The organism is Salinimicrobium sp. 3283s (genome assembly GCF_039602225.1).
GTDB classification, from domain to species: Bacteria; Bacteroidota; Bacteroidia; order Flavobacteriales; family Flavobacteriaceae; genus Salinimicrobium; species Salinimicrobium profundisediminis.
Genome location: NZ_CP143631.1, coordinates 1,152,066 through 1,168,679 on the forward strand (window position 1 = coordinate 1,152,066; position 16,614 = coordinate 1,168,679).

Annotated in this window: 10 protein-coding genes; 1 reads left to right on the plus strand and 9 read right to left on the minus strand. The window is 44.0% G+C overall.

Going from position 1 to position 16,614, the window contains the following annotated elements; translation table 11 throughout:
- Positions 1 to 53 precede the first annotated feature (53 nt).
- The 8 genes from VS868_RS05090 to VS868_RS05125 form a co-directional block, all read right to left on the minus strand.
- Positions 54 to 770: an energy transducer TonB gene (locus VS868_RS05090; protein ID WP_345599405.1), complete on the minus strand. Its 717-nt coding sequence runs from the start codon at positions 768 to 770 to the stop codon at positions 54 to 56.
- Positions 771 to 977: 207 nt separating this feature from the next.
- Positions 978 to 1,703, minus strand: a complete 726-nt coding sequence (locus VS868_RS05095) for an energy transducer TonB (RefSeq protein WP_266068407.1) — start codon at positions 1,701 to 1,703, stop codon at positions 978 to 980.
- Positions 1,704 to 1,736: 33 nt separating this feature from the next.
- A complete protein-coding gene (locus VS868_RS05100; RefSeq protein WP_345599406.1) occupies positions 1,737 to 2,045 on the minus strand; it encodes a VanZ family protein in 309 nt (102 codons plus the stop codon).
- 94 nt (positions 2,046 to 2,139) lie between these two features.
- Positions 2,140 to 2,520, minus strand: coding sequence for a glycine cleavage system protein GcvH (gene gcvH, locus VS868_RS05105; protein WP_266068405.1), 381 nt, complete (start codon positions 2,518 to 2,520; stop codon positions 2,140 to 2,142).
- Between the two features lie 59 nt (positions 2,521 to 2,579).
- Positions 2,580 to 9,734 (minus strand): cell surface protein SprA, encoded by a 7,155-nt coding sequence (sprA, locus tag VS868_RS05110; protein ID WP_345599408.1) that lies wholly within the window; start codon positions 9,732 to 9,734, stop codon positions 2,580 to 2,582.
- A complete protein-coding gene (gene ruvA, locus VS868_RS05115) occupies positions 9,731 to 10,312 on the minus strand; it encodes a Holliday junction branch migration protein RuvA (protein WP_345599409.1) in 582 nt (193 codons plus the stop codon). Before ruvA ends, sprA begins: the two co-directional genes overlap by 4 nt.
- Positions 10,313 to 10,463: 151 nt before the next feature.
- Positions 10,464 to 12,755, minus strand: coding sequence for an NADP-dependent malic enzyme (locus VS868_RS05120; protein ID WP_266068402.1), 2,292 nt, complete (start codon positions 12,753 to 12,755; stop codon positions 10,464 to 10,466).
- Between the two features lie 133 nt (positions 12,756 to 12,888).
- Complete coding sequence (locus tag VS868_RS05125; protein ID WP_345599410.1) at positions 12,889 to 14,841, minus strand: trehalase family glycosidase; 1,953 nt, start codon at positions 14,839 to 14,841, stop codon at positions 12,889 to 12,891.
- Between VS868_RS05125 and VS868_RS05130 the strand changes: the two genes are divergently transcribed.
- The gene (locus tag VS868_RS05130) at positions 14,840 to 15,661 is read left to right on the plus strand and encodes an energy transducer TonB (RefSeq protein WP_266068400.1); all 822 of its coding nucleotides are present in this window, start codon (positions 14,840 to 14,842) and stop codon (positions 15,659 to 15,661) included. The two genes, VS868_RS05125 and VS868_RS05130, sit on opposite strands and share 2 nt — an antisense overlap.
- Here the strand turns inward: VS868_RS05130 and queG are convergent.
- Entirely contained in the window at positions 15,650 to 16,579 is a 930-nt protein-coding gene (queG, locus tag VS868_RS05135; RefSeq protein WP_345599411.1) for a tRNA epoxyqueuosine(34) reductase QueG, read from the minus strand. The genes VS868_RS05130 and queG overlap by 12 nt on opposite strands.
- Positions 16,580 to 16,614 lie beyond the last annotated feature (35 nt).

Consider the following 16,614-nt stretch of genomic DNA (forward strand, 5'->3'; position numbering starts at 1 on the left):
AAAAAAATCCCGCAGCTAACTGCGGGATCAAAAATGCCATTTTTGACACTCTTTTATTCCTGAATCCTAAACACAATGGGCAATGAATAAATTACACCCACCGGTTGACCACCCTGCTTCCCCGGAATTAACTCAGGAAAAGCATTAATGACCCGTATAGCTTCTTCTTCGAGTTTTGGGTGAGGCCCTCGTGCCCCAATAGCTTTCACCGTGCCGTCTTTTTGCACTTTAAAGCTCACATAGATGCGGTGCAGCCCACTAAGCCCCAGTTTCTCCCCCAAAGCCTTATCAAAGGTGCGACCCACCAGCCGGTTCACCTGCTCACCAAAGCATTGTTTGCGGGCATCGTTATTTTTGAGGTTTTCACATCCGGGGAATACAGGCACCTCCTCTACTGCGTGAATATTATATTCTTCTATTTTTTCTTCTTCATCAACATACTCCACTTCGGCCACTTTCAGGATCTTTTCGGGAGTTTCTGTAGGTGCTATCAGGGTTTCCTCCTTTTCAACATCATCTTTGATGATCTCCACCTCTTCGGTTATTTCCTTCGGAAGTTCGGGTGGTTTTACGTCTTCTACCTGCGTCACCGGCACAGGCTCTTCTTCAAACGCATAGGCCACAACGAGATCTTGCTGCGATACCGGTGCCGAAGAAACCTGCCATTCTATGAGTTGCCACGCCAGGAACAGGGCCAGAACCAGCCCGAGCTGAAAAAATAAGATGCTTCTTTTTGAAAGATCTGCTTTTGCACTTTTCTTGTTTTTCATAATGATATATTTATAGATTAGTGAATTCTTAGATCAAAAGCAGTCATTAAAAACATTTTTTTAACTACATCTATAACGCTACCTCAATAATTAGACCGAAGAGCAGCAGCCTGTTGAAAATCAGGCTTCTTTCATCCATACAACAAAAGTCTTAAGCAAAAAAAATCCCGCAGTAGCTGCGGGATTTTTAAATATTGTGAGACTAAATTAGTCCTGTACTCTAAAGGTAATAGGCAGAGAGTATAGTACCCCAACCGGTTGACCACGTTGTTTACCAGGTTGCATCTTAGGTAGCATATTCACTACTCTTTCAGCTTCCTGCTGTAGGCGTGGGTGTGGAGCACGTGCCCCTAACACAGTTACAGCACCGTTCTTCTCAATCCTGAACTGAACGTAAATCCTGTTAATTCCTGAAAGACCAAGATCACTTCCCAAACCTGTATCAAATCTACGGTTTACGAAATCATTGATCTTTTCACTCATACAGTTTTTACGAGCCTCGTTGTTCTTTTCATTCTCACATCCAGGAAAAACCGGTACATCTTCAATAACTGCAAACGGAACGTCCCCAATTTCTTCCTCTTCTTCAACAACCTCTACTTCTTCAACTTCCACGATTTCTTCCTGGTTAGTCTCAGTAGATTCGATTACGGTCTCTTCAACTTCTTCTTCATCTTCTACAATCTCGATAACCTCGGGTGCTGGTGGCGGTGGTGGCGGTGGTGGTGGTGGTGGCGTATTCAATTCGGTGATTGGCACATCTTCCTCCTCAAAGGCATCCATATCAACCATTCCGGTATCAATAGCTTCCTTGTCGTAGGTTTTCCACTCAATCGCCTGCCAGGTGACAAAAAGCATCACGATCATTCCAATCTGGAAGAACAGAACGCTTCTCCTGGACAAATCAGCTTTTGGGTTCTTTTTGGGTTTCATAATTCCGTTTTAATTATAGGTTGGCTAAAATAATTAATTTTTCATTAAAACTAAATTTATCTTAGCTTTTAACCTCGTTAGATTTTTCCTGAGGATCCAAACGACAATTGCGGCCACTACCACTCCGATAGTATTAGCAAGAATATCAAAAAGATCCGGTTGACGATAACTGGTTATTACACCCTGAAGAACCTCAATAAAAATGCCAAAAGCAACTGAAGCCAGGGAAATAAACATTATCCTCTTAAAAAGGCCTTTTTCTTCAAAAGTAAAAAGCCCAAATAGCATCCACAGCAGGCCAAGACCAAAATAGGCACCACAGTGCATGGTTTTATCGCTCATCCCCAGGTCTTTTACCGGAGTATCGGCCAGGTTAATGAGAGACAGGTAAAGTATAAGCCCCGTGTAAATTAAGGCCGGAAAAAAGAAAAGGAGTTTAACCCTCAACAATTTCTGTATATTCTTCGGCACTCAAAAGATCGTCTAATTGAGATGGGTCGCTAAAACGGATCTTCACCATCCAGCCTTCGCCGTAAGGATCAGAATTTACTTTTTCCGGCTCGTCTTCAAGGCTCTCATTGAATTCGATGATCTCTCCAGAAAGTGGTGCAAATAGATCAGATACTGTTTTTACAGCTTCAACAGTACCAAAAACCTCTTCTCTATCCAGAGTTTCATCTACAGTCTCTACTTCAACATAAACAATATCTCCCAGCTCACCCTGGGCAAAATCGGTAATACCTACTATTGCAACATCTCCTTCAATTCTCACCCATTCGTGATCATTGGTGTACTTTAAATCTTTTGGAATTTTCATGGTTAGAAATTTATTATAACAAAGGTAATTTTTTAATCCTTTTAGTCAAGCGTCCCCTTTTAATTTCCGAAGTTATATCTCAAAGTTACGCCCGAACGTATGGTAGTTTGCGGATATGCGGTAGAAATGGCATATTCAGAGAAACTGTGATCGTAATATATTTCGGCGGTGAGGTTCTTGGAAAGGGCATAATCTGCCTTAAAATAAATAGCCCATATATCCTGCCCCGCCGTCACCTGGCTGTTATCAATATCGAGATATCTTATTACCGTCTCATTGTGCCGGTAAGAAACATCTGCTTTAAAGTTAAGGTCGCTGCTCAATATCCTTTGACGCCCTCCAAACTTCGTGTCTATTTTTAAATCTTTTATGCGATATCCCAGCCCAAGGGTATATTGGTTCCCGTTGATTTCGGTAAGCAGGTTGTTGTCAAAGCTTAATGACAATGCCCTGTCTTTCTGAATATCGGCTAAAATCTTAATCGAATTTGCCATTTCCAGATCCACCCGCACAAGCGGACTAAACTGTTCGGTAAGATTAATGTTTGAAAACAACAGCTCGCTCTTGTAATTCCCGGCCTGATCAACCTCCCGGGGATTGGCAGGCTTATAATCTAAGTTGCTTTGGAACTGGTTAACCGTGTACCCGGCAGTATAACCATGATTCACTGAGAATCTCTTGAAATTCTTTCTGAACCAGGGCAGGCGCATAAAGCCAGTGTACTTAAGGTTCCAGTTGGGAAGAGGAAAATCTTTAAAAGCTCCAAGACTAACATCATCGGGATCGGCTCCCGAATAAGCCGCCAAAAACGCCGGTAGTAGCACGTTCTGGCTGTTCCTGCCAAAACCTACCGGATAACCTTCTGCATCGGTGTCATTGGGGTCAAATCCATTGGCTACAGCCAGCCTTCTCGCCACAGCCAGCCTGTTCTCCCTGAACTCCTGAAAAGTAGCCGAAGATTCAGCCGAAGTTTGATTAAAAGCGGTCTTAAGCAGAATCGTGGAAATACTGAAGTTACCAAAAGTAAGCGGTGTAAGCGGATTATACTGTTCTCCCGTTACCCTGAAATTCTCCTGAAAGGTCTCAGAATACAACCTGTTGGCCGTTAACTGGATGGTAAGATCGGGTAGGAGAGAAACTTCAGCATTAATGCCCAGCTGCTCATTTTCTACCTCGGTGTACTGCTGGTTAAAATCTTCATACAAAGTAAGCCAGCCCTTGCGTGCAGCCATATACCTAACGTCTTCCTGGCTACCTAAAGTAAAGCCGAGAGTAGGATTCCAGGTGCCTAAAAAGCCAATATCATTGGTATATCCCGGCAGGAAGATCCCGTTGTTCTCCTGGTAGTTCACCTGAATTCTCCTTATTGAAGTGAAAAGGCCAACCAGGGTATTGTACGTTCTATCACCTGCACCAAGCCTGGCAACATCTGCCTTCGATGGCGCTGTGGGTTTATTACCCAATGTTGGCACCGCCTTACTGCGTTCTTCGATAGTATCGGGCCCTCCACCGGGTCGGGTTCTTTTCTTGAGCCCTAAATAATCGTAAAGTGTCTGCATCTCCAGGTTTGCATTAACCTGATGCACATTTGAGTTTTGTATACTGTTACCAAGATCGGGAACATTTTCAAGTGTCTCAAAGATCTCAGAACCACGTTCCCACTGGAAGTTACCGGTATAGGAATAAGTAGTTTTAAGGAAACCAAGTGCAGGGATCTTTGACAACGGAAGATCGTAATTGATTTGCAGCGACTGGAAATGTTGATTTGGAATACCCGTATTAAAGAATCCGTCCCAGACTCTGGTAGTGGTATCGGGATTATTTTCATCATCAAAATAATTCCTCACCACTCTGTTGGTTGAAGAATCAAAATTAAGCCTCAGGCTTTTTGTAAAGTTGTAATTGATGGTGTACTGCCAGTCAAACAGGAAATTCCTTTGATAAAGGGTGGGAATACCATTAAGAAAACCCGGAGGCAGGTTGATCTCCCTGAACTTCTGCTCATTGTACTGCCTGAAAATCGTGGAAGTCGCCGTAATGTTCGACGGGAAAACATTGAAGTTGAAATCCCTTAAAAGTGCAAAATATGCACTGCTGTCAAGGGCTTTTACATTCCGCAAAGGTTCAATATTAACTGGTGCAAATGTGTAGTCATAGGTTGCCCCCACCCGCACAGTTTGATCAAAAGCATCTTCTATCTCAAAATCCCTGTGATCTACCTGATTGTAACTTCCCGAAACACTTAAGTTTTCAATATCATACGGCATTGGCTTATCCTCATCTACACGTTCTTTGCGCAGCCCAATCACATTGATGCTTTGACGACGGGTATAATCTTCTGCTCTTTCCTGTAGATCATCCCTTATCTCATCTGTCGCCGCATTATCAAGTACTGTCTCCAGTTCCAGGTCAAGAAATTCGGGATCATATTTTGGAGTGATCAATTCTTCACCGTAGCTGTAACTCACCGGAATTCTCAATCCCCAGTTTCTAGGCAGCAGCTGCCCCATATTTAGGTTACTCACCACATCATATTGCAAAAAGTCCTCCCTGCTTCTTTGGTTAGGCCCCTGTTCGAGAGAACCAAAACCTACCGTGCTTTTTCTTCCGGTAGCCGAAAGGTTTGCGAAATCGGCTACATTGGCATCCATATTCACGATTGCTGCCCACCCTCCCTGGTTGTTAAGCTCAGAAAGCCGAAGTTCATTGAACCAGACTTCCCCACACAAATTCCTGGAAGAGGCTTCAGAAAGGCCATTTTTGACACCCAGCATGAGCATCCTAACATTACCAAAACTTGGATTCCCTTTGATCCCAATTCTCAATTGGCCAACCTCGTAAGGTGTATCGGCTGTGACCCTGTCTCCTGCCTCACTAAAGAAATTAAGCTCGGTAGAGACTAATTCAGGGTTTCCAATAACAGTAGCTTTCACTTCCTGCAGCAGCTCAAGCGGCAAATTCATCCGGTTTTCTACAGGCCAGATTTCAGAAGCTGAAACTGCTCCAAATTCTGTTGGTTTCAGCGGAATTTCAATCTGGTAGAAGTTATCGGTAAAATCTGTACCAATCCTCACAAAGGCAACAAATTCCCCTTCCTGCCATTTTAGGCGGTTCACTACGGGTTCAGCGTGAATGAACATTTCCAGGTTTTTATACTGCCGCATGTCTAACTGGAAATTCTTATAAACGCCACGGGAATCCTGCGGTTCAAGATCACAAACATTAACAGCAAGCGACTGTTCATTCTGTCTCACCTGGGTATTATTATTCATCAATTCTTCGCGATCTACTCCCGGAGGCAGCACATACGGAATTGGCTGCCTGTTCTCGTTCTCTTCAATACTTACCGAAGAAACCGTGAAGGTAGTATTCTCATTAACCGGGTCAGATTTATCTGGATCTAGGGTTTGGGTATACCTGCGATAATCTCCACGCACCAAATCCATAGTTCCAAACCTAAGCACGGTAGGCTGTTCAAAGTCGGTCACAAACATTCGCATAAACCTGATTGACCTGAAGTCACCAATCCCGCCTTTGGCCGCAGTAGGCTCATAAATCGGGATTTTGAATTGCAGCCACCTCACCGGCATTTCCTGCCCGTTAGGCAAACTTATGCTGAAGTTCTTCACATCGGTCACATACCGGCTGTTATCAATATTCATGTTCGGGAAAACAGGCACCTCATATTCGTAGTAGCTGTCAACCGTGTTCATGGTATTGTCGCGGTTAAGATCTTCAACCGTAGGAAGCGTGCTGTTACCGCGATTTGTGTTGGTAACATCTGGCGGGGAGTTACCATCAATGCCGTTGTAATCGTAGTAGCGCTCTAAAATTCCTCCGGAAGCATTCAGAAAATAATCGTAATTATCGGCTGCAGGATCGGGAAGGTTTCCAAACCCGGGATATTGCACAGCTTCTTCGACATCTGAAAGTCCATCGTAGCCTACATCCTGATTCAGCCTTTCCTGCCCTTCAGTATTAAAAGCATAAATAAGCGACTGGTTTGATGGCACCTTACCAAATTCGGTAGAAGTAGTATTTTCTACACCTCCATTTACAGGGAGACCATTTTCGTATTGTTTCCTGCCATCTTTTAAAACATCTTCGGAAATATTTCCGAGGTTAAAGACAAGTTTTCCGCCGTTATTTCCAGCATTTTCTGAATACAGGAAGGGATCCATCATCCAGAATTCGATGTATTCAACATTGCTTTGCTCAAAGTTGGTTGAATTGATAGCCCGGCTGATGCCTCCAAAATTCTCTGCAGGATTTGGCAGGGTATTTCCGCCGGCAGCCTGCGGATTATAATTGTATGGCCCCCTAATATTTGGATAATAGGCAAGATCCAGGGTATAAAGTACCTGAGACTGCCCCTGCACCACATCTACATTAGGAAAGATCTCGTTTAGAAACACCCTGCGGGTAGCATAGCTGGAAAGATCTGAATCTGAAACACCCGAGGGCCTGTTGCTTCCGTAGAAAACAGGATCTATACTGTACCAGGCCAGTTTGGCTCTTTTGTAATTGGTTGCCAGGTTTCCGTTAGCCAGTTCGCCTCCAAAACCAAGCGGCACACTTGAAAGTTCCCAACCCAAAGGATTGTCTATAGCTATAGAGGTTTGTGCGGCTTCAAAATCATCAACGTAAGTGGTAGCACGACCATCAAATTCACTTCCTTTTGGCGCTCCCGGAATTAAATATGCAACTTCCCCGCGCAGCGATAAATTAGATGCCACATCGGTGTCAATATTGGGAAGTTTATTCACCCAGCGTGTCAAAAAGGGCAATTCGGTAGAGTAATTCAGGTTGAGCCCCAGGATGGTGTTATTGATGGGCTCATAACTGTAGTTGGATTTTTGAGTTAACGGGCGTTCATTCAGGTTTAAATAAGTGGCCCCCATCAGGAAGTTCTCATTGAAGAGATGCTCCACGTTAATCCCGGTAAAACGTTTTGTTTGCTGCCCAAAAAGGGCATTATTCTCTGTTGATATTTGAATAGGAATATTTGAGGCCAGTAAAGCTTCATCCAGGATCTGAACCCTTCCAAACTGGTAGTTCACCACATAATCTACCCCTTCCTGCAGCACACGACCTCCCGCTGTTACAGTAACCGATCCCTGCGGAACATTAAAGGCTCCTATCGAAATTCCTTCAACATTTGAAGATTTGTAACGCCCGCGAAGCTGAAATTTATTCTTTTCGGCCTGCTCCTGTTCTGCCTGGGTCTTGGTAGTTTCGTAGAGCGCCCTAAAAACATACTTCTGCTGATTGGCATTCCAGGTTTCGGGAAGTTCGTACCTCTCAGAACCCGTGTTTGGGTTGAGATCAAGTTTTTTAAAGAGATAACTTCCGAAGGGTTCTACCGAAGTGAAAATAATATTTCCCGTTTCAGCGTTAATAGTGATTCCCGGCACAAAGTCGAAAAAACCGTCGCCACCCGAAATTGGGTCTCCCGCAACATTTAGATTATCAAGGTTAAATACCCTTAAAAGTGTGGTTTGCTCTACATCTTCAGGCAGAGGAACACCGTCAACTCCTGTGATGTAATTGAGGGGTTGAGGATCGGTATAGACAATGTTCATCCTAAAATCTTCCCGCTCCAAATTGAATGCTGCAAGGTTGTAGATGTTTTTCATCATAAGATCCCACACCGGCTCATCTACATTGGTAACAGAGCTCTTCAGCATTTTCACCACCAGGTTTTGAGAGACAGAAGATTCTATCCCCGTGCCTCCAGAGGCGTCAATCCCATCACTGGCAAATTCTCCCACCTGGTAAACTTCTCCCCCCACGGTGTATTGAAAAGCCACTGCAAGAATCTCATCGCTCGCCAGCCTTTGATTAAGGGAGATATACCCGAGCCTGGTATCCAGCCTGTATTCTGTAGGTTTTAACTGCCTGGCATTTTCCAGTTTCACGTAATCTCTTCCTTCCGAAACCTGCAAACCGCCGAAACCAGATTCTACCCTGGCCACATCTCTTATTGCCGGGGTAAGCACAGATTCCTGAGGGCCTGTTATTCCAAATGGGTTAAGGTCGTTATTTCGGTTATCGGCAAAGGAACCTTCGGGGCGGTTAAAGAAACCAGCCGGCGCATTTTCCAAACCAATATTTCCAGGTACCGGGGCTTCCCCCAGATCCTGTATAGCGACAATATTCCTGGTATTGGTAAGATTTTGAACATTATTTGTCCTGTTGGTAACCCAAACCTGCACCCTGGTAATTTGAACATTAGAGTTTATAAAAGGGTAGTTTTCAAGAGCTTCATCATATTGATCGCGAAAGTAATGAGCGAGGAAAAAGTGCTTATTCTCGTCATATTCAATAGCGAATTTATCGAACTCCTGCACGGTTGCACCACCTTCTACATTCACGGTGCGCCGTTCGCTCTTTTGTTCAGAAAAAACTCCGGTTATTGTGGTTTTACCAAACTGAAGCTGGGTCTTGATCCCAAATAAACTCTGCGCGCCCTGTATCAAAGCCGAGTTGAGCGGCATAGTAATATTCCCCACCTCGATCTTCTGAATGATATCATCTTCGGTAGGCGTATATTCCAGCTTTAACTGGTTTTGAAAATCGAAAGTAGATTCGGTATCGTAGTTGGCAGTTACCTTAAGACGTTCTCCAACATTTCCCAAAAGGCTTAACTGAATGCGCTGATCAAAGTCAAAAGTGAACGAACTTCTGTTTCGCGGTGAGAACGCAGGATTATCTCTTTTGGAATACAGCACTCCCAGATCAAGTGCGACCGATCCCTGCGGAATAAATTCTATTTCGCCGCCGCCAAAAATATTCTGAAAGAAATCTGAATTCACATAAAAACCGGGAAGCAAATCTCTCTGCCCTTCCTCTGTACCTTCTTTTCTTCCTGAAAGTGCATCAGATTTTTCCTTAAAATACTGCTGCATTCCTTCCTGGATCACCAGCTCCTGATATTCTTGCGGAGTGAGAATGAGTGGGGCGGTGATATTGAGCCTTCCCAGGGTTTCGGTATAAACATACCGGTCAAGCACAGGATCATAAGTATAGGAAGCAACTATGCTGTTAGGATTAGGCAACCTGAGTTTCCCCAGAGAATATCCTGTTTTTGTGCTGTCCTGTTGAACGAGTGTATCCTGTGCCAGGGCAGGCGAAGAAAATACCAGCACACCAAGGAATGCAAGGGAAATTGAAAGCCAAAACCTGGAATTATAATTTTGCTCCAAAGGAGTCATAGTTTTTTAAGTGCCTGCTTAATAAGAGATTCCACTGAAGCATCGGGTTCTGCCTTCACAATTTTCTCCACTACTTTTTCTGATTGCTTTCGTGTATACCCAAGGGTCTCTAAAGCTGATAACGCTTCTTCACGGTTTGTATTGCTTTGAGTTGCTGAAACTTCATCAATACCAAATACTTTTACAATTTTGTCTTTAAGATCAATGATCACCCGCTGCGCCGTTTTAGCCCCAATGCCTTTAATTCCCTGGATGGTTGCCACATCACCTGCAGCTATTGCTTCCATAATTTGCCCTGGTTCAAGGGAAGATAACATGCTACGGGCAGTACTTGCGCCCACTCCTGAAACTGAGATCAAAAGCCTGAAAATCTCCCTTTCGGTTTTTCCCCAGAACCCATACAGGGTATGCGAATCTTCTTTTACCTGAAGGTGGGTGTACAACTGCAGGGATTCTCCTGAAGGAATTTGGGAATAGGTGTTAAGGGAAATATGAATAAAATACCCAACCCCGTTGCAATCGATCACTACATTCGTCGGATTTTTTTCAACCAGGCGGCCTTTAATACTATAGATCATGAAAAGTAGACGGTTATGGCGTCAAATGTAATGAAATTTGCAGGATAGCAAAACAGGAAAACCCCTCAAAAAAGGCATTTTCCTGTCTCACTTATTTTCCAAAATACTCCAAGACAAACGTAGCCTTTTTAGCACCTGCACGGTTATTATGTTATTGTTGCCGTTTGGCTCTTTTCTCTTTTTCCTGGGCGTCAACCACGGCTACTGCTGTCATATTCACAATCTCTTCAACACTTGCCCCCAATTGCAATACGTGCACCGGCTTGTTCATACCCATCAGGATTGGCCCTACAGATTCTGTTTTGTTAAGCTCCTTGATGAGTTTATAGGTACTGTTACCCGAATCAAGATTTGGAAAGATGAGCGTATTAACTTTTTTTCCGGCAAGTTTTGAGAATGGGAATTTCTTGCGAAGCATCTCTTTGTTTAGCGCAAAGTCTGATTGCATTTCACCATCTACCACAAGATCTGGGTAGAACCTGTGCAGATAATCTACTGCTTCTTTTACTTTTTCGGCCTTCTCGTTAGTTGAAGATCCAAAGTTAGAATAAGAGATCATGGCAATTACAGGATCCATTCCAAAAAGGCGCACAGTTCTTGCCGTCATTTGTGCAATTTTGGCCAGTTCTTTTGCAGTAGGATCAATATTTACTGAAGTATCGCTGATGAAAATAGGGCCGCGGGCCGAATTCATCAGGTTAGTGGCTGCCACCTTCGAAACTCCTTTTGCCTTTCCAATAAGTTCGAGCATAGGTTTCAATACGGTAGGGTACGATCTTGAGTAACCCGACAGCAAAGCATCGGCGTCTCCGGCATTTACCATCATTGCGGCAAAATAGTTGCGGGCACGCATTAACAGCTCCGCATCATATTTGGTAACTCCTTTCCTCTGGCGGGACTTCCAGTAAACTTCAGCATAGCGGTTACGCCTGGCTTCCTCCTCGTCAGATTTTGAATCGATGATCTCTACGTCTTCGGCATTAAAATCAATTTCAGCCATCAGTTCAGTGATCACATCCTTTCTACCAAGCAAGATGGGTTTGGCGATACCTTCATCGTAAGCAATCTGCGCAGCTTTAAGCACATCGAGGTGATCTGCTTCAGCAAAAATTACCCGCTTCGGATCCATTTTCGCCCTGTTCATCAATAGCCTGGTGATCTTGCTATCGTTACCCATTCTTTCGAGCAGCTCATCTTCATAGCGATCCCAATCCTGAATTGGGCTACGCGCAACTCCCGACTCCATTGCAGCTTTCGCCACAGCCGGCGGCACTTCTGAAATAAGACGCGGATCAAATGGTTTGGGGATAATATATTCCCTGCCAAAATTTAGCCGGGTTTCTCCATAGGCAATATTCACCTGCTCGGGCACAGGCTCTTTGGTAAGACGGGCCAGGGCTTTTACAGCTGCCATCTTCATTTCTTCATTGATCTTGGTAGCACGAACATCAAGCGCGCCACGAAAAATGAATGGAAAACCAAGCACATTATTCACCTGGTTAGGATGGTCGCTACGCCCCGTAGCCATAATTATATCTTTACGGGTAGCGCAGGCAAGATCGTAATCAATTTCGGGGTTAGGGTTCGCCATGGCAAAAACGATAGGGTTTTTAGCCATTTGATTAAGCATATCGGGCGAAACAATATCGGCAATAGAAAGGCCCACAAATACATCGGCATCTACCATGGCCTCATCGAGCGTATCGATTTTTCGGGCTGTAGCAAATTCTGATTTTTCTTCAGAAAGACCTTCCCTGTCTTTTCTAATGACTCCTTTACTGTCAAGCATCACGATGTTCTCAGCCTTTGCACCGAATGCCTTATATAATTTAGTACAGGAAACTGCGGCAGCTCCTGCTCCACTTATAACAATTCTTACTTCGTCTATCTTTTTCCCGGCAAGCTCAAGCGCGTTGAGCAAAGCTGCTGCCGAAATTATGGCAGTACCGTGCTGGTCATCGTGCATCACGGGAATATCCAGTTCTGCTTTAAGCCTTTTTTCAATCTCAAAAGCTTCAGGCGCTGCAATATCTTCGAGGTTAATACCTCCAAAAGTAGGCGCGATATTTTTGACGGTTTCTACAAAAGCATCAACATCTTTGGTATCTACTTCAATGTCAAAAACATCAATATCGGCAAAGATCTTAAAAAGCAGACCTTTCCCTTCCATCACCGGTTTTGAGGCTTCAGGACCTATATCCCCAAGCCCAAGAACTGCGGTACCATTAGAAATAACGGCCACGAGGTTCCCTTTAGTGGTATATTTATATACGTTCTCCTTATTTTTATGAATTTCAAGGCAGGGCTCTGCTACTCCCGGGGAATATGCCAGTGACAAATCTCTTTGAGTAGAGTACTTTTTGGTGGGCACAACCTGAATCTTTCCCGGTGTGGGCTTTGCGTGATATACCAGAGCTTCACGTCTTTTGCGTTCGTTCTTCATAATTTCCCGGTTTATGGGGCAAGCACAAAGGTAATAGTTTCGCATTTATAGCTTGGTGCTATAGCCTATTTTTTGATGTTAACTGCCACCACAATGAATCAATCGGAAGTATCGATGCAGCCATTTTCAGTAATTAAAACCCGGCATTTTCGGGGGGTACCAGCACGTTCAGCCTTTCGCGGTATTGCTTCGGAAGTAATTCCAGACCCAGCTGATAAGATGCGTTCATCCAGCCAAATCCTGAAGTGGTGATATAATCAAACTCTGTCCCCACATTTCCGTATTCGGCATAAACCTTATGCGTGGCATCAACCACGTCGTATTTCTCGGGAATGGTTCCGTTGTAATCAACCGCGTTTTTCGTGATCATCCAGAGCCAGCGATAAATGAGTTCATAGGCTTCCTCCTCATAGCCATAATCAAGCAACCCCTGCCAAAGCAACATTTGATGCGGCGCCCAACCATAAGGATAATCCCACTGCCTTTGCACATCGTTTGTGGCGGTTTTTTCTACGGAAGATTTTGCGCTTGAAAGTATGCCGCCCTGCGCCTTAAGATCCTGCATTAACTGCGGAACCATTCTTTCTGCCTGTGCTTCGGAAGCTAACCCGCTCCACAAGGGATAAAAGTTGGTGGCCGAAATGTATTTTGTCTGTTCTCCTGTTTTAAAGTTATAATCGTAAAAACTTCCGTCTTGTTCATTCCACAAATATTCATTGACTAGGGCTTTGCGAGTTTCGGCTTTTTCTTCCCAGTAATCATCGGTATATTTTTTTCCTGCTGAAGTGGTAAAGTGCTCATCAAAATATTCATCAATGAGAAATTCAAAATCTTTTTCATATTTGTAAAGTAACGAATTGAGATCGACGGTATTTAGATGCGCCGCCCGGTTTTCGAGTCGCCAGGAAGTGTCGTGCCCGCTCTCACGCAAACTGCGATCGTGCAGGAAATACTCATCTACTTCAGGGGCATCTATTGCTCCCGACTGGTATTTCTCTACAAATTCTGAAACTTCCAAACCATATTTCTCCGCAAATTCCTGAAGCACCTCGTTAAAATGCCCTTTTTCGGTCTCTGGCGGGATGCCTATTCCCTGCGCATAGTATCGGTTAAGTCCGTTCCCGGTTAGTCGCTCTCCTTCCTCCATCCAAACCTGCTCATACTCTTTTATGGCAGCATTCAGCGCCTCGCGCAGCCAGGCTTCATCCTTAACTTCCATAGCTTCATAAACCTCGCGCACAAATGAAGACATGAACGGCGGCTGAGTCCTTGTGAGGTAATAGGAGCGGTTGGCATTCAGGATCTTTCCGTAGTGGTTGATCTGGTAAACAAAATTGTCGACCATCGCCTTTGCGAGATCAATTCTCCCGTCAATTAGCAATCCTACGCCTTCAAAATAGCTGTCCCACCCATACATTTCGTTGAACCTGCCGCCAGGCACCACAAAAGGAACCCCGCGGTCATTTTCTATTTTCAGGGCAAGCAGGCCGGGTTTATCGTTAATGGATTTGACATACTGCGGAGTTATTTTCTCCGGAAGCACCACCACCTCAAACCCGCTTAGCTCCTGCTGAAGATCTTTGTAATACCTAATCCCTGAAGTATCGGTAGCCGGCACATACAAGCGCTGTACGTCATCTGAAGCTTTTGTGTCTCTAAGGATCTTTTGAATCCCCTTACGGTCAATCGTGCGGGTGAGATCATCCCAAAACTGCGTTTCAATCCTCCTGGAAATGCGCTGCGTAGGCGGCTCCTTGATCCTGTCAATCGAAATTTCTACTGAATCTTTATTTTGAGCCCTAGCTACTGCCAGCTCCTGAAGTAAATTTGATAAATAATAGATTTCCCTGATTGCTACCGAATCTCCCTGGGAATGAGGTATCAAAAATGGCATTTTTGGATCATCTTCTACAGTAATCTTTTTGTCGCCATCGGTATCGGCCACAGCAATCAGCCTCTCGAAGGCCGAATCAACCTTAAGTTTAAAGGTTTCAGTCTGCGCAAAAAGCTGATGGGAAATTCCGAAGAAACACAGGATCAGGAGAAACTGCTTAAAAATTTTTATTTTTAAAAAAAATAACTTCATGAAATATCTTTACTTATTCCTATTTCTATTCTTTTTCAGTAATAATTCATTTTCACAGGATGCTTACCTTTTGCCTGCTGTTGATACCGCACCGGTTATTGGGACGTGCGACGATTCTAAAGATACTAAAGATTGCTTTAATGCTAAGCTAAACGATCACATTCAAGCCAATCTAGACATTAGGAAAACCTTACATGCTACAGGGAAGGCTTATGTTCAATTCAAAGTCTCGGCAGATGGGCAGGTGCAGGATGTAAAGGTGCGCGCAGAGGATAGTAAGCATAGGAAAGAGGCAAAAAGGGTAATTAAGATGCTTAAGATCAAAGAACCTGCAACCCTAAATGGTGAAAAGGTGGCTGTGCTGCATTCTTTGCCAATCACTTTTAGAACCGTAAATCATAACAGCATGGAAGAATATCTGAGTTCTGAAGATTTCCAAAAAAACATCGAAAAGAGCCTGGGCAGGCAGGAAACAGAACGGCTGGGAGTTATTAAGTTTGAAGAACTAAAATTTCCTCCGGAATATCAGGAATGTGTCTCTATGCCCGATAACAAAGAATGCTTTCGGAAAATGACAAACGAAAAATTGAGAGCACATCTTCAAAAAGAAATACCAAAGATAAAATCGGGCACAGAAATAAAATATTTCTTTGAAGTAAACAAACAAGGAAAAACTCTGAATGTAATCGCAATTGCTTCCGGAAAACGGATGACCCAAATAGTTAAAGATGCCCTTGAAAATTTGAAATTTGAAAGCCCCGCCAAAGATGAGCAGGGAAATCCTGTCAAAACTGAATTTGCCGGGAGTCTAATCTTTTAAAAACCTGATATTCCTTGTGAGTCCGCTATACTTGGTGCGTTTCACAGCCGACTTTTTAAACACCTTCCGGAAAGTCTCTTCTGTGATCTCTTCCCAGTCCTTTTTGCTCATGCTAAGCAACTCGGGATGCGGGTTGAAGAGTGGTTCATTGTGAGGCTTTGAAAATCTATTCCACGGGCACACATCCTGGCAAGTATCACATCCAAAGGCCCAGTCATCAAATTTCCCCTTCATTTCCTGTGGAAGCCGATCCTTCAGTTCAATAGTGAAATAAGAAATGCACTTGCTGCCGTCAACTTTATAAGGCTCTACAATGGCATTTGTGGGGCAGGCGTCGATACAGGCGGTACAGCTTCCGCAGTGATCGGTTACCGGCGCGTCATACTCCAGTTCCAGGTCTACAATAAGCTCGGCCACAAAAAAGAACGAGCCTTTTTGCTTCGACAGCAGTAGCGTATGCTTCCCAACCCAGCCCAACCCTGCTTTGGCGGCCCAGGCTTTATCCATTACCGGCGCCGAATCTACAAAAGCACGGCCTTCAACCTCGCCTATTTCCTGCTGAATGAACTGCAGCAAACTTTTCAGTTTATCTTTTATGACAAAGTGATAATCGGTGCCGTAAGCATATTTACTGATCTTGTAGGAATCTTCCCGCTGTTTTTCTTCGGGATAATAATTGAGCAGGAGGGAAATCACACTTTTGGAACCTTCAACAAGTTTTGTGGGATCGAGGCGCTTGTCGAAGTAGTTCTCCAAAAATGACATTTTTCCGTGTCTTTCTTTTTGCAGATATTCTTCCAGGCGTGGTGCCTCTTCTTCAAGGAATTCAGCTTTGGAAATTCCGCAGGACAAAAAGCCAAGGCGCTGAGCTTCGGCTTTAATTAAAGCGCTGTTCTTTGATCTTGCTGAATTATTCACTTTCTGAAACTTTGCAACTTCTGTGCCCAACATAA

Bases quoted from the DNA above. Each gene is read 5' to 3' on its own strand.
- VS868_RS05090 (WP_345599405.1), bottom strand. From the start codon at position 770: ATGAAAAACAAGAAAAGTGCAAAAGCAGATCTTTCAAAAAGAAGCATC.
- VS868_RS05095 (WP_266068407.1), bottom strand. From the start codon at position 1,703: ATGAAACCCAAAAAGAACCCAAAAGCTGATTTGTCCAGGAGAAGCGTT.
- VS868_RS05100 (WP_345599406.1), bottom strand. From the start codon at position 2,045: ATGAGCGATAAAACCATGCACTGTGGTGCCTATTTTGGTCTTGGCCTG.
- gcvH (WP_266068405.1), bottom strand. From the start codon at position 2,520: ATGAAAATTCCAAAAGATTTAAAGTACACCAATGATCACGAATGGGTG.
- sprA (WP_345599408.1), bottom strand. From the start codon at position 9,734: ATGACTCCTTTGGAGCAAAATTATAATTCCAGGTTTTGGCTTTCAATT.
- ruvA (WP_345599409.1), bottom strand. From the start codon at position 10,312: ATGATCTATAGTATTAAAGGCCGCCTGGTTGAAAAAAATCCGACGAAT.
- VS868_RS05120 (WP_266068402.1), bottom strand. From the start codon at position 12,755: ATGAAGAACGAACGCAAAAGACGTGAAGCTCTGGTATATCACGCAAAG.
- VS868_RS05130 (WP_266068400.1), top strand. From the start codon at position 14,840: ATGAAATATCTTTACTTATTCCTATTTCTATTCTTTTTCAGTAATAAT.
- VS868_RS05125 (WP_345599410.1), bottom strand. From the start codon at position 14,841: ATGAAGTTATTTTTTTTAAAAATAAAAATTTTTAAGCAGTTTCTCCTG.